The following is a 12,245-nucleotide window of genomic DNA, read 5'->3' as shown; positions in this document are numbered from 1 at the left end:
GAACCGCGAGTGATCGCAAATCTACGATCAAAAAGGCAGCTTGAAGCCGGGCGGCAGCGGCAGACCGGCCGTCATCTTGCCCATTTCGGCGTTGCTAACTTCGTCTGCCTTCTTGCGCGCATCATTGAGCGCGGCGGTGATCAGATCTTCCAGCATCTGCTTTTCCGACGGGGCAAGCAGGCTGTCGTCGATCGACACGCCAAGGATGCGGCCCTTGGCCGATGCGCGTATCTTGACCAGGCCGCCGCCCGCCGCGCCTTCGACTTCCAGCTTGTCCAGATTGTCCTGCGCCCGTTGCAACTCTTCCTGAACACGGCTCGCCATACCCAGGATTTCATTCAGATCTTTCATGTTTCAAGCACTCCATTGTTCGAGCCTGTCATCCAGCTCGGCATCGGGGAAGGCCGCCATCGCCGCCTTGACCACCGGGGTCTCCAAAATCTCCGCGCGGGCGTCCGCCGCCTTGCGCTGTTCCTGCTCCAACAGGGTCGGCTCACCACCCTCGGCCTGCGCCACCTGCCAGACCGTTCCCGTCACCTCGCGCAGCGCCGGCAGCAGACGCGCGGTGAAGTCGGCGGGCAGTTGCGGCGTCGCGCGATAATCGAACTGCGGCGGTGCAAAATGGACGACGCCCACGCAGTCATGAAGTTCCTGCGCCAGTTGGCCCTTGCCCTTCTGCCAGAAGGCCTCGATCAGATCGGCGAAGGTCGCGGGCAGCCGTGCCACGGGCGCAGCAGACGGTACAGCCGCCGCACCATTGGTCGCAGACGGCGCGGCGGCCGGAACGCCTCCGTCACGCAGCATCCGCGCCAGTTCGCCCGGATCGGGCATGGTCGCCGCGTGCATGACGCGCAGCAGCGCCATTTCGCAGCTTTCGATCGGCAGCACCGCGCTCGCCACCTCGTCATGCCCCTTGAGTAGCAATTGCCAGAGGCGATGGAGCGGCGCGAAACCCAGTTGCGATGCCCATTCGGCCAGGGCCTCCCGCTCCTCGGCCGACTGGCCGGGGCTGGAAATGTCGCGCCCGGCCTTCACCAGCGTCACCGCATGGGTAAGTTCCAGCAGGCCGCGCATCAGCGCCAGCGGTTCTACGCCCAGCGCATATTGATCGCGCACCGCGCCCAGCAGCGCCCCCGTATCACCCTCCAGCAACAGGCCGAGCAGCCGGCGCGTGGAGCCACGATCGGACAGGCCCAGCATCTCGCGCACCTGCGCGGCGGTGACGAGCGGCGCGCTGTCCTCGCTGTCCGGTCCCATCTCCGCATGGGCGATCGCCTGGTCGAGGATGGACAAGCCGTCGCGCGCGGAACCTTCGGCCGCCTGCGCGATCAGCGACAGCGCATCGGGTTCGGCCGCGACGCTTTCCGCCTCCACCACATGGGCGAAATGGGCGGCGAGCAGCTCGGCCGGGATGCGGCGCAAGTCGAAACGCTGGCAGCGCGACAGCACCGTCACCGGCACCTTGTTCACCTCGGTCGTGGCGAACAGGAATTTCACATGGGCGGGCGGCTCCTCCAGCGTCTTCAACAGCGCGTTGAAGGCGTTCTTGGAGAGCATATGGACTTCGTCGATGATGTAGATCTTGTAGCGCGCCGACACGGCGGCATAGCGCACCGCCTCGATAATCTCGCGCACATCGTCGACGCCGGTATGGCTGGCGGCGTCCATTTCGACCACATCGATATGGCGCCCCTCGGCAATCGCCAGACAGGGTTCGCACACGCCGCAGGGATCGATGGTCGGGCCGCCCTGCCCGTCCGGCCCGATGCAGTTCAGCGCCTTGGCGATCAGGCGCGCGGTGGAGGTCTTCCCCACCCCGCGCACGCCGGTCATCAGGAAAGCATGGGCCAGCCGCCCGCGCTTGATCGCGTTGCCCAGCGTCTGGACCATCGCGTCCTGGCCGATCAGCTCATGAAAGCTGCGCGGTCGATATTTGCGCGCAAGGACGCGGTAGGGCTGCGGGGAATCGGACATGGGGATCGGTTCTAGAGCGTTTTCACATTGAGCGAAAACGCTCTATTCCTTTGATGCCGCATTTTAGCTTCGCTGGCCTCCGGCTCCGAGACGTTGACCGTAAACGGTCAACTTGAAAATGCTCCAGCCATTCGGGCGGGGCTTGTCGAAGCCTGTCCAGACGCAAGTCTATGGACATGGCCTGGCCCGGCACATGGGGCGGAACGACGATGTTGGAAAAGTAGGAGCCGGAACGACCCGTGACGAAATCACTGTGGCTGCTTCCGTCAGGACCTGACCCGGTTCGCGACGATCACGTCCGCCCGACTCCCGGCGCGGCATATGGCGAAGTGATGACGGGTTGGCAAGAGGGATCGGATTTCTTCGGTGCGTTCAGGATGTTCGAGGGCCGGGCGATGGGGGTGGGTTGATTGAAAGGGGTGACTATGTTGCCCACCTCCGTCATCCCGGACTTGATCCGGGATCCACGAGCCTCAACCTTTCATGAATGTTCAAGCGTCGAACAAATGGATTTCGAGCCAAGCCCAGCATGACGGCGAGGGTGGAAAGCAGCCATAAAACTAAATCAAATATGCAGCATCGCTTCGATAATTTTCCAAATAATCAGCGCTACAATCCCACTTCCCAAAGCTATAGAACACGCCCAATTCGAGCGCTTTACCTGCATACATATTGAAGTTAAGAACAAAATCACAAAGCAAGATATGAAAATATAAATATCCCGGCGCTTAGCAATTTCGCAAGCCTGCATCTTTATATTATTATCTCGGGGCAAACACTCGCCCACAGCCAAAATTCCGAGAAGAATTATTGCCACTGCTACGCCAACCAAAGCGTTTACGGTGAAAATTCCCCATCCAGGTCGGCGCATATCAGATTTCATAAGTGATGCATTGGACATGCGAAGCACGTCGGCAAATGGCTCCTTCCCGCCCCAACCAGAAAGCCCCTACTCCAACCCGCTCTTCTGCGCCTTGGCAACGAAGGCCAACGCCGCCTGGGCAGTCTCCGCAATCGCCGCTTCCGCCTTTTTCGCGTCCACGGTCGGCCGGTCGAGATAGATGGCGAGGATATATTCGTCACCCACCGGGGACTTGACCAGCGCCACGTCATTATAGGCGGTGCCGCAGGTGCCGGTCTTGCTGCCAGAGGTCCAGCCTTCGGGCAGGCCTGCCTTGATGCGGTGGTCGCCGGTGCTGCTGGCGTTGAACCAGGCGCGCAGCTTGTCGGCGCTTTCCTGCTTCATGTCCTTGAAGAAGAGCCGCCCCATCAGCCCGGCCATGGCAGCCGGCGTGGTGGTGTCGCGCTCATCCCCTTCCGCATTTTCATTAAGCGTAGGCTCGTTGCGGTCGAGCCGCGTCATGCTGTCGCCATGGGCGCGCATGAAGGCGGTGAGGCCCGCCGGCCCGCCCAGCATCGGCAGCAGCAGGTTGGCGGCGCTGTTGTCGCTCACCTCCACCGCCGCCTGCGCCAGTTCGCCCATGCTCATGCGGCCGCGCTTCCTGTTCTTCTTCACCACCGGTGCGTAGTCGAGAATATCGTCGCCGCTGAAGGGTATCTCCCCCTCCAGCCCGAACTTGCCGCCCTCCGCGCCCAGCAGCACGGCGGCGGCCATCGGCGCCTTGAAGGTCGAGCACAGGGCGAACCGCTCGTCCCGGTTGAAGCCAAGCAGCAGCGCACCGCTCCGGTCGATCAGCGCCACGCCCAGCCGGCCGCCGGTCTCCTTTTCGATCTCTGCCGGGTTGCGCGCCGATGTCAGTGCCGACTGCGGCACCAGATAGCGCGGCGCGGCGGGCATCAGCGAATCGAGCCGGCCGGTCGGCTCCGGCGCCTTGGGCGGTGCCTTCTTTCTATCGGCGGCAATCGAAGGGGCGGCCAATAGCGCGAGTGCGGCCAGGGCGGTCAATGTCTTCATGGGTGGGATCACATGCCCTGCATATTATAGGATTCGCTTGGAATACGGACGGTGAGGCTATCGAGTGCGGCGTCCAGCACGATCTGACATGACAGGCGGCTGGTGCGGGTCGCGGCGGCGGCGAGGTCGAGCATATCCTCCTCATCCTCACTGGCGCCCGGCAGCCTGGCGAAATCGTCAGCGTCGACAATGACATGGCAGGTCGAACAGGCCATCTGCCCCTCGCACGTCCCCTCCAGCGGCTGGCCCGCAGCCTGCGCGATCTCCAGCAGAATCGATCCGGCAGGCGCATCGACCTCCTGCCGCCGTTCGCCGTCAGCGCTGATGAAGATGACCCTGGTCATTGGTGCGACGCTCCCTTGTCACGGCGCCGCTTGTGCGGCTGCCGCTTCGTTCACTTCCCTTGCAGCCTTCTCCAGTTCCGCCGGCGTCGTGTAGCGGCCAAAGCCGATCCGCACCGATCCGCGCGCCTGGCCATCGGTCAGACCCAGCGCGCGCAGCACATGGCTAGGCCGCCCGGACCCGCTTGCGCAAGCACTTCCCAACGAAAAAGCAATATTGCGGCAATGGGACAACAGGCGCGCACCGTCGATTCCGTCGCGCCGCAGGTTGAGATTGCCGGAATAACGTTCCGTCGCGGAGCCGTTCAGCGTCCAGTCGGCAAACAGATCGCGCGCGAGGACGGCCAGTTCCTCGACATGCGCGCGGTCGGCCTCCGCCCGCTCGCGCATCAGCCGCGCCGCAACGCCGAACCCGGCGCAAAGTGCGGGCGAGAGCGTACCGGATCGCAAGCCACCCTCCTGCCCGCCGCCATGGATCAGCGGCGCAGGCTTCACCCCATCGCGCAGCCAGAGCGCGCCGATACCCTTGGGACCATGGATCTTGTGCGCGCTGATCGCGATCATGTCGCAGCCTTGCGGCACCGGCACGCGACCATATCCCTGCACCGCATCGCAGAGGAACAGCGCGCCTGCCTCCCGCGCCAGACCCGCCAGCGCCGCGACCGGCTGGATCACACCGATCTCGTTATTGACCAGCATCGCCGCGACCAGCGCCACGCCGGGGTGGATCGCTTCACGCGCGGCCTTCATATCGACCAGCCCGTCCGGCCCGACCGGCAGGATGGTGACGTCGCGCCCGACCCGCCGCATCGCCTCCACCGTGTCCAGCACAGCGGCATGTTCGGTCGCAATGGTAACGATGTCGCCCACCGGTGCGCCCTGAATCGCGATGTTGAGCGCCTCGGTCGCGCCGGAGGTGAAAAGCAGCCTGCCCCCCGAAGGCAGCAGCCGGCCGATCTCGTCGCGCGCCAGTTCGACCTGCGCAGCGGCGGCGCGGCCAAGGCGATGGGCGCTGTGCGGATTGGCGAACTGGTCGCGCAACAACGGCACCATGGCGTCGAAGGCTTCGGGGGCGAGCGGCGTCGTCGCCTGATAGTCGAGATAGATCATCGCCGCGCCTGCGCAGAAAGTTTCTGGGCCATACCCACCCAGGCGTCGAGGAAGCGATCCACATCCGCCTCCGTTGTCTGCGGCCCGAAACTCACGCGCACCACTTCGGATGCAGCGACATCGTCCCAGCCCATCGCGCCCAGCACATGGCTGGTCTTGAGAGAGCCGGACGAACAGGCGCTACCCGCCGACACCGATATGCCCTTTAGGTCGAACTGGATCAGCTGCGCGCGGGCGGACAGGCCCGGCATCCGATAGCTGGCGATGGCGGGCAGGCGCGGCGCATCGCGCGCGACGATGGCGCCGCCCGCCGCCTCTATGCCCGCGTCCAGCCGGGCGCGCAGCGCCGCCGCTGCCTCCAGCCAGTCGCCGCGCGCCTCCAGCGCTGCGGCCATGGCGAGGATGGCGGGAAGATTCTCGGTGCCGGCGCGATAGCCCTGCTCCTGCCCGCCGCTCGGCTCGATCAGGGCGAGGTCGCGGATAAGGAGCGCGCCGATGCCAGGCGGGCCGCCAAACTTGTGCGCGCTGATCGCGATCATGTCGGCATCCGGCAGCGGCAGCTTGCCCGCGCTCTGGGCGCAATCGGCGAAGAGGATCGCACCGTCGCGTTCGATCAGGTCGAGCGGCTGGATGACGCCGGTCTCGTTGTTGACATGCTGGATGGCCAAAACAGAAGAAGGGAGATCCCAGCCTTCGCTGCGATGACGGGAGGAGACAAGTCCATCCCCATCCACCGCCAGCCGCTCCGCGCCCTTGGTCACGCGCAGCACGGCGTCATGCTCGACCGGCGAGGTGACGACTTGCCCGGCCTTCGCCTGGGTCAGCGCGATGGCAATCGCCTCGCTCGCGCCGGAGGTGAAGAGGACATGCCCGGTCCACCCCAGCGCCGCCGCGATGCGCCTGCGCGCATCCTCAAGGCGAGCGCGAGCGGCGCGGCCGTCGGCATGCGGGCTGGACGGATTGGCCCAACTGGCCAACGCCGCCACCATCGCCGCCTGCGCCTGCGGCAGCATCGGGGTGGTTGCGGCATGATCGAGATAAAGGCGGTCGGCGGCCAAGCGGGCGTTACTCATTGATTGCGGAAATGGCGGCGGCATCTATATAGGCGGTTTGCCGCGCCGCGCCAGCGCAAGCCTTGGCGTGCGCACCGATCCTATCCCCGCCGCCCCAAAAGGCGGCCCAGAACCATAACAGGTGCCATGCCCGACGTAATCTTCCCCGGACCCGAAGGCCGCCTCGAAGGCCGCTTCAGCCCCCCGCCCCGCCCGCGCGCGCCGGTCGCCATGATCCTGCACCCGCATCCGCAGGGCGGCGGCACGATGAACGACCGCATCACCCAGGCACTCTACAAGACCTTCGTGAAGCGTGGCTTTGCCGTGCTGCGCTTCAACTTCCGGGGCGTCGGTCGCAGCCAGGGCACGTTCGACAATGGCATTGGCGAGCTGTCCGATGCCGCAGCGGCACTCGACTGGGTGCAGAGCTTCCATCCCGAAGCGCAGACCACCTGGATCGCGGGCTTCTCCTTCGGCGCGTGGATCGGCATGCAGCTACTGATGCGCCGCCCGGAAATTCGCGGCTTCATCTCGGTCGCGCCGCCAGCCAACATGTACGACTTCTCCTTCCTTGCCCCTTGCCCCTCGTCGGGCATCATCGTTCAGGGCACGTCGGACGAGGTGGTGACTGCGAGTGCCGTCCAGAAGCTGGTCGACAAGCTGCGCACCCAGAAGGGCATCACCATCCATCATGACGAGATCAAGGGCGCGAACCATTTCTTCGAGCACGAACTCGACCAGCTGATGAAGTCGGTCGATAATTATCTCGACATGCGCCTGTCACCCGACTCGCCGATCCGCTGAGGATCAGAATCGTATCGACTATCAGGGGGCTGCCCGGCGGGCGGCCCCTTTTTATTTGTCTGGACAACAAAAGCAAAAAGGGCGCGACCGGCCAATGCCGTCGCGCCCCTTCTTGCCCGCCATTCCTCCCCCCGGATGGAATGGCCCCTTGAATCAGTTGGCCTTGCTCATATCGACCTTCTCGACCCATTCGGGATAGAAGGTCGGCTCGCGATTGGACCAGCCCACTGCCGTCGCCGCCGCCTCGCTGATCGACTGGAGCAGCGCGCGCCGCTTGTCGGGATGGAGGTGCGGCAGGCTCGCCGCAGCGCAGAAGGCGCCCGGCAGCCAGGGCCGCGCCCCCGCGCCCAGCAACCGCTCGTAAAGGAAACGATAGGCGGAAAAGCTGCAGAGCCGGTCCTGCCCCAGGTCGAAGGCGGAAATCGTCACCAGCGGCGCCATGAACGGCTCCACCAGTTCCAGTCCGCTGTCGTCGGGCACGCGCGTCTTGATATCGTCAAGGCGACCGTAGATCCGTGCCTGTGCGCGGATCGAAGCCTCCTCCACCATGTCGCGCGACCAGAGCTTCATCGCGTCGCGGCGATGCAGCCCTATGTCCAGCGATCTGCGGATATAGCGTTGCGTGGCAGACGGGAAGCTCGCGAATTCACGCAACTCCGCTAGGGTTACTGCCCCATCCGCCGGTCTTGCACTCGTGCTCATGTCCTTGCCCTCCGACTTCAAGTCGTACGATAGAACATGCGCTCCTCATGGTTACTGAAGGCTTAAGCGCCTGTTCCACCGTCGTTCACAAGGGATCAGATTTCTTTGTGCAGCGCAACATGAAAATCATCCTTGTGCGACAGGATGATGACAGAAATCAGGCGGGAACGCACCTGTCTTCCAACAGCCATTGCAGTGCTCCATCGGCGGTACCGAATATGCGCATATAGGGCTGGGTCATCTCCCGACGCACCTGCATCCGGGCAATCGCGCTGGAAGTGACGACGGCGATACGACGTGCGCGCGGAAAGCCATCGAAATGTGTGCGGAACATCGCAACTGCATCCTGCGGCTGAACGGCGCTATCGCTCATGTCCATGCGCAGGAGATAGCCGGGCTGAAAGGCTTCGGCGACGAATCGCGCTTTGCATTCATCGGCATAGGGGCCGACATCGTCGGCAGCGAAAAAGCGGTGCCAAGCGACATCCATCAGGCCGATATCGTGGCGAAAATTTATCGTGTAATGCGCGTTGGGCATGGGATGGATCTCCGGCCCATCCCAATGCCTTCCAATAGTTAGCAAAAGGCTTACGCGCCGGGACGCCGGTCCAGCACCGCGCCAATCATGCTGCGCCACACCGTCACATCACCGGCCTGCGCCATCTGGGCGTCCGGTTCGCGCAGCGTGCTCAGGATGGCATAGGCATCATCCACATGGTCGCGCCATGCTGCGTCCACGGCGCCGGCTGCATGGGGATCGCTACCCCCGCCATTCAGGCTCAGATGCCGTCCGGCGAGTACCCGCGCAATACGTTCGACGGCTGGGGTGCAGGATGTTGGCATTGATCATTCGCTCCTCTCGCAAGCGGCGGCCATTTCGCTCTTCCGCCTCAACAGACTAACATAAAATCATGGCTCGGCCATCAATCCTGTGGCGTATATCCCGACGAGGGTACCGGATCGCCATGATCGCCCGGCTTGGTCGTCGATGGCGGATCGGACGCATCCATCGAATCCTTCAGTCCCTCTTCCAACTTCTCCTCCCGGCTGACGGCATGGTCCTGTCGGTCTGTGTCACGCTCATCGCCGACCTCCTCTCGACTATGGGGACGAATGTCGCTCTTGTTGCCCATTACACTCTCCTTTCGCGCCGTGCTTGCATGCGCTTTGCATCAACGGACAGGCGCAGAAGGCGGTTCCTCCCTAGCCGTTCGACCAACATGCAAAGCGGTTCGACCAGCTACCGCCAGACAGGGCGACAAGCGCCACGGGGGCGCGTAGACAGGATGGATGACATATGTTTCCGAAGACGGCGAACGCGGCGTCTCTCCTGCGGTCGCTCTTTATTCCATATTGGGTTTCTGGCTGTTCTACACATTGATTGTGAGCCTGCGCGCCATCGTCATCGGCTTCGATGCGCAGATGGAACTGGCCGCGCGCCGGATGGTGGTCGCGATCATCGGCATCATCGTCACCTGGATCCTCTATCTGGTGTTGCGCCGCTTCGACCAGCGCCCGCTGATGGTCCGGGTGATCGCCGCCTTCTCGCTCGCCGCTCCCTTCGCGCTCGCGATGGCGGCGGCCAACTATTATATGTTCAATGTCTACGATCCCATCTCCCTCTTCTCCGATGCGGACATGCAGAAGAAGGCGGCGGAGGAGAATTATGTCCTGATCAGCATCGTCGAAGATGCGATCAGCCGCTTCTTCTTCCTGTCCGCCTGGGCCGGCCTCTATCTGGCCTTGTCCTATGCGGCGCAGGCGCGGAGCACAGAGCGGAGAGCCGCAAGGCTGGAACAGGCGGCGCAGCAGGCCGAGCTACGCTCGCTGCGCTATCAGGTGAACCCGCATTTCCTTTTCAACACGCTCAATTCCCTGTCGACCCTTGTCATGCGCAATCGCCCCGACGAAGCGGAGCAGATGATCATGTCTCTATCCAACTTCTACCGCACCAGCCTGACCGGCGATCCGTTGGACGATGTGCCGCTGGAAGAGGAAGTGCATCTCCAGAAACTCTATCTGGATATCGAGGCGGTGCGCTTCCCCGAACGGCTCACCACCGTCATCGACATCCCGCCATACTTGCTGAGCGCCTGCGTCCCCGGCCTGATCCTCCAGCCCGTGGTGGAAAATGCTATCAAATATGGCGTGTCCCGCACCTCCAGCCCGGTGGAGATCCGCATCACCGCGCGCGAGGATGGCGACCTCATGCATATCAACGTCACCGACAATGGCGACAATCCGCCCAGCGATGGGGATCGCGGCAGCGGCATCGGCCTCGCCAATGTGCGCGACCGGCTGACCGCACGCTTTGGCGATCAGGGCCGCATCGTCTATGGTCCGCGCGAGACGGCGGGCTTCGCCGTTCTCCTCACCCTTCCCATCATCCGTCGGGGTTGCTGACCGCCCATGTCCATCCGCACCATGATCGTCGATGACGAGCCGCTCGCGATCGAGCGCCTCCAGATGCTCTGCGCCCGCGAACCGCGCATCGCGCTGGTCGGCACCGCCACCGATGGCGAAGCGGCGCTGCGCCTGATCGAGGGGCTGAAGCCCGACCTCGTCATGCTCGACATTGCCATGCCGCTGCTCGACGGAATCGGCGTGGCGCGCGCGGTGGGGCGGCTCGGCATCCGTCCGGCGGTGATCTTCGTCACCGCGTTCGAGGGGTTTGCGGTCGAGGCCTTCGATCTGGCTGCCGTCGACTATATGCTGAAGCCCGTCGCCCATGACCGGCTGACCCGCGCCATCGACCGGGTGGAAATCGCACTGCGCAACCAGTTGCCCGAAGCCGCCGCGACGACCCGCGAGCCGCAGCCCGAATGGGCCGAGGAATTCTGGGTGCCGCACCGTTCCGAACTGATCCGCATCGCCACCGACCAGATCGACCGGATCGAGGCGGAGCGCGACTATATGCGCCTTCATGTTGGCCAGCACAGCTATCTGCTCCACCAGACGATCAGTTCGCTGGAGGAACGGCTCGACCCGCAGCAGTTCGTTCGCCTGCACCGGTCGCATATCGTCCGGCGCGACCACATTGCGCGGCTGCGACATGACGGCAGCGGCGTCTGGTTCGCCTCGCTCGCCGATGGCGGCGAAATCCGCATCGGACGCACCTTCCTCGCCAATGCGCGGGCGATGACCGGGCGATAGCGGCGCTTGAGCGGGTCGAGGATTTTCCCGCTTGGCCCGACGCCCGCACACCTTTAGCGAGACGCTATGTCCGACGCCCCGCAAAAAGAAGGCCGCCTGATCTGGAGCCGCTATTACAGCGCCTTCATCCCCGCCGGTCCGGCCTGTCCCAGCCTGTTCGACCGCCTCAAGGCTGCAAGCGGCGCGATCGGCGGCATTGCCGTAACCGGCCTGCTCTGCGGCCTGATGCTGGGCAATGGCCTCGCCCATCCATTGCTGGTCGCGCCGATGGGCGCAACGGCCGTACTCCTGTTCGCGGTGCCCGCCAGTCCGCTCGCCCAACCCTGGCCAGTGCTGGGCGGCAATGTCATTTCCGCGCTTGTCGGCATCGCCGTGGCTAAGGCTGTGCCCGATCCGACGCTCGCCGCGGCGCTGGCGGTCGGCGCGGCGATCACGATCATGTCGCTCCTGCGCTGCCTCCATCCTCCCGGTGGCGCGGTCGCGCTGTCCGCCGCACTGGGCGTGAAGGGCGTGGCCAGCAGCTACCTGTTCGCGCTGGTGCCGGTGGGCGTGAACACCTTGCTGCTGCTCGTCGTCGCCATCCTCTTCCATCGGATCGCCGGCCATAATTATCCCCATGTCGCGCCCAAGGCGCCAACGCCCCACGGCACGGCCGACCCGGCCCCGCTGCTGCGCGCCGGCCCGTCCGACCAGGATGTCGCGGACGCCTTGCATGGCTTCGGCGACGCGCTCGACGTCGATGAAGCCGATCTGCGCCAGCTTCTCGCCGACGCCGAACTGCGCGCGGCCGAGCGGCTGCACGGCACCGTGCCCTGCGCCGAGATCATGTCGCGCGACGTGATCCACGTGTCCTCGCACCAGCCGATCGCGCAGGTCCGCACGCTGATGCAGGAACGCAGCCTTCTCTCCCTGCCGGTGCTCGACGATGCCGGGCGGGTGCAAGGGATCATCGGCGCGCTCGACCTTGGCAAGGACGGTGCGCAGGCCGGCGACATCGCCCACCGACCATTGCTGGTCCACGCCGACACGCCCGTCGCCCGTCTGATCGGTCCCCTGAGCAGCGGCGCCCGCCGCGCGGCCATCGTGGTCGACGCCGACCAGCGGCTGAAGGGCCTCATCACCCAGACCGACCTGCTTGCGTCGCTGGCGTTGCGGGCAAATGCCATGGTGGCGGTGCAACCGTCCTGAAATTGC

The 12,245-nt window shown here is 64.6% G+C and carries 15 protein-coding genes and 1 other RNA gene; 4 read left to right on the top strand and 12 right to left on the bottom strand.

The features are described 5' to 3' along the window. Nucleotides 1–27 precede the first annotated feature (27 nt). The 8 genes from DM806_RS05995 to DM806_RS05960 form a co-directional block, all read right to left on the bottom strand. Nucleotides 28–351, bottom strand: a complete 324-nt coding sequence (locus tag DM806_RS05995) for a YbaB/EbfC family nucleoid-associated protein (RefSeq protein ID WP_179042319.1) — start codon at nucleotides 349–351, stop codon at nucleotides 28–30. Between the two features lie 3 nt (nucleotides 352–354). Continuing rightward, a complete protein-coding gene (locus DM806_RS05990) occupies nucleotides 355–1,974 on the bottom strand; it encodes a DNA polymerase III subunit gamma/tau (RefSeq protein ID WP_179042318.1) in 1,620 nt (539 codons plus the stop codon). A 216-nt stretch (nucleotides 1,975–2,190) separates the two neighbouring features. Continuing rightward, an RNA gene (gene ffs, locus DM806_RS05985) (signal recognition particle sRNA small type) lies at nucleotides 2,191–2,288 on the bottom strand. A gap of 251 nt (nucleotides 2,289–2,539) precedes the next feature. Continuing rightward, the gene (locus DM806_RS05980) at nucleotides 2,540–2,884 is read right to left on the bottom strand and encodes a hypothetical protein (RefSeq protein WP_179042317.1); all 345 of its coding nucleotides are present in this window, start codon (nucleotides 2,882–2,884) and stop codon (nucleotides 2,540–2,542) included. Between the two features lie 39 nt (nucleotides 2,885–2,923). After that, the gene (gene blaSGM, locus DM806_RS05975; protein ID WP_179042316.1) at nucleotides 2,924–3,889 is read right to left on the bottom strand and encodes an SGM family class A beta-lactamase; all 966 of its coding nucleotides are present in this window, start codon (nucleotides 3,887–3,889) and stop codon (nucleotides 2,924–2,926) included. An 8-nt stretch (nucleotides 3,890–3,897) separates the two neighbouring features. After that, on the bottom strand, nucleotides 3,898–4,233 hold the full coding sequence (locus DM806_RS05970) for a 2Fe-2S iron-sulfur cluster-binding protein (RefSeq protein WP_179042315.1): 336 nt from the start codon (nucleotides 4,231–4,233) through the stop codon (nucleotides 3,898–3,900). An 18-nt stretch (nucleotides 4,234–4,251) separates the two neighbouring features. After that, complete coding sequence (locus DM806_RS05965) at nucleotides 4,252–5,340, bottom strand: cysteine desulfurase family protein (RefSeq protein ID WP_179042314.1); 1,089 nt, start codon at nucleotides 5,338–5,340, stop codon at nucleotides 4,252–4,254. After that, complete coding sequence (locus DM806_RS05960; RefSeq protein ID WP_179042313.1) at nucleotides 5,337–6,398, bottom strand: cysteine desulfurase family protein; 1,062 nt, start codon at nucleotides 6,396–6,398, stop codon at nucleotides 5,337–5,339. The genes DM806_RS05965 and DM806_RS05960 overlap by 4 nt, the downstream gene beginning before the upstream one ends. 141 nt (nucleotides 6,399–6,539) lie before the next feature. Here DM806_RS05960 and DM806_RS05955 point away from each other — a divergent pair, with 141 nt between their 5' ends. Then, nucleotides 6,540–7,196: an alpha/beta hydrolase gene (locus tag DM806_RS05955; protein ID WP_179042312.1), complete on the top strand. Its 657-nt coding sequence runs from the start codon at nucleotides 6,540–6,542 to the stop codon at nucleotides 7,194–7,196. Nucleotides 7,197–7,349: 153 nt separating this feature from the next. Here DM806_RS05955 and DM806_RS05950 read toward each other — a convergent pair whose 3' ends face one another. The 4 genes from DM806_RS05950 to DM806_RS05935 form a co-directional block, all read right to left on the bottom strand. Beyond that, nucleotides 7,350–7,898 (bottom strand): hypothetical protein, encoded by a 549-nt coding sequence (locus DM806_RS05950; protein WP_179042311.1) that lies wholly within the window; start codon nucleotides 7,896–7,898, stop codon nucleotides 7,350–7,352. 157 nt (nucleotides 7,899–8,055) lie between these two features. Next, nucleotides 8,056–8,436, bottom strand: a complete 381-nt coding sequence (locus DM806_RS05945; RefSeq protein WP_179042310.1) for an STAS/SEC14 domain-containing protein — start codon at nucleotides 8,434–8,436, stop codon at nucleotides 8,056–8,058. Nucleotides 8,437–8,486: 50 nt separating this feature from the next. Next, the gene (locus tag DM806_RS05940) at nucleotides 8,487–8,741 is read right to left on the bottom strand and encodes a hypothetical protein (RefSeq protein WP_179042309.1); all 255 of its coding nucleotides are present in this window, start codon (nucleotides 8,739–8,741) and stop codon (nucleotides 8,487–8,489) included. A gap of 80 nt (nucleotides 8,742–8,821) precedes the next feature. Next, complete coding sequence (locus tag DM806_RS05935) at nucleotides 8,822–9,031, bottom strand: hypothetical protein (protein WP_179042308.1); 210 nt, start codon at nucleotides 9,029–9,031, stop codon at nucleotides 8,822–8,824. A gap of 157 nt (nucleotides 9,032–9,188) precedes the next feature. Here DM806_RS05935 and DM806_RS05930 point away from each other — a divergent pair, with 157 nt between their 5' ends. The 3 genes from DM806_RS05930 to DM806_RS05920 all read left to right on the top strand — a co-directional run bounded on the left by DM806_RS05930 (nucleotide 9,189) and on the right by DM806_RS05920 (nucleotide 12,239). Then, nucleotides 9,189–10,301, top strand: coding sequence for a sensor histidine kinase (locus DM806_RS05930; protein WP_179042307.1), 1,113 nt, complete (start codon nucleotides 9,189–9,191; stop codon nucleotides 10,299–10,301). 6 nt (nucleotides 10,302–10,307) lie between these two features. After that, nucleotides 10,308–11,051 (top strand): LytR/AlgR family response regulator transcription factor, encoded by a 744-nt coding sequence (locus tag DM806_RS05925; protein WP_179042306.1) that lies wholly within the window; start codon nucleotides 10,308–10,310, stop codon nucleotides 11,049–11,051. Nucleotides 11,052–11,117: 66 nt separating this feature from the next. After that, nucleotides 11,118–12,239: an HPP family protein gene (locus DM806_RS05920; protein WP_179042305.1), complete on the top strand. Its 1,122-nt coding sequence runs from the start codon at nucleotides 11,118–11,120 to the stop codon at nucleotides 12,237–12,239. Nucleotides 12,240–12,245 lie beyond the last annotated feature (6 nt).

The organism is Sphingobium lactosutens, from assembly GCF_013393185.1.
GTDB classification, from domain to species: Bacteria; Pseudomonadota; Alphaproteobacteria; order Sphingomonadales; family Sphingomonadaceae; genus Sphingobium; species Sphingobium lactosutens_A.
This window is presented reverse-complemented; position numbering and strand designations above follow the sequence as displayed.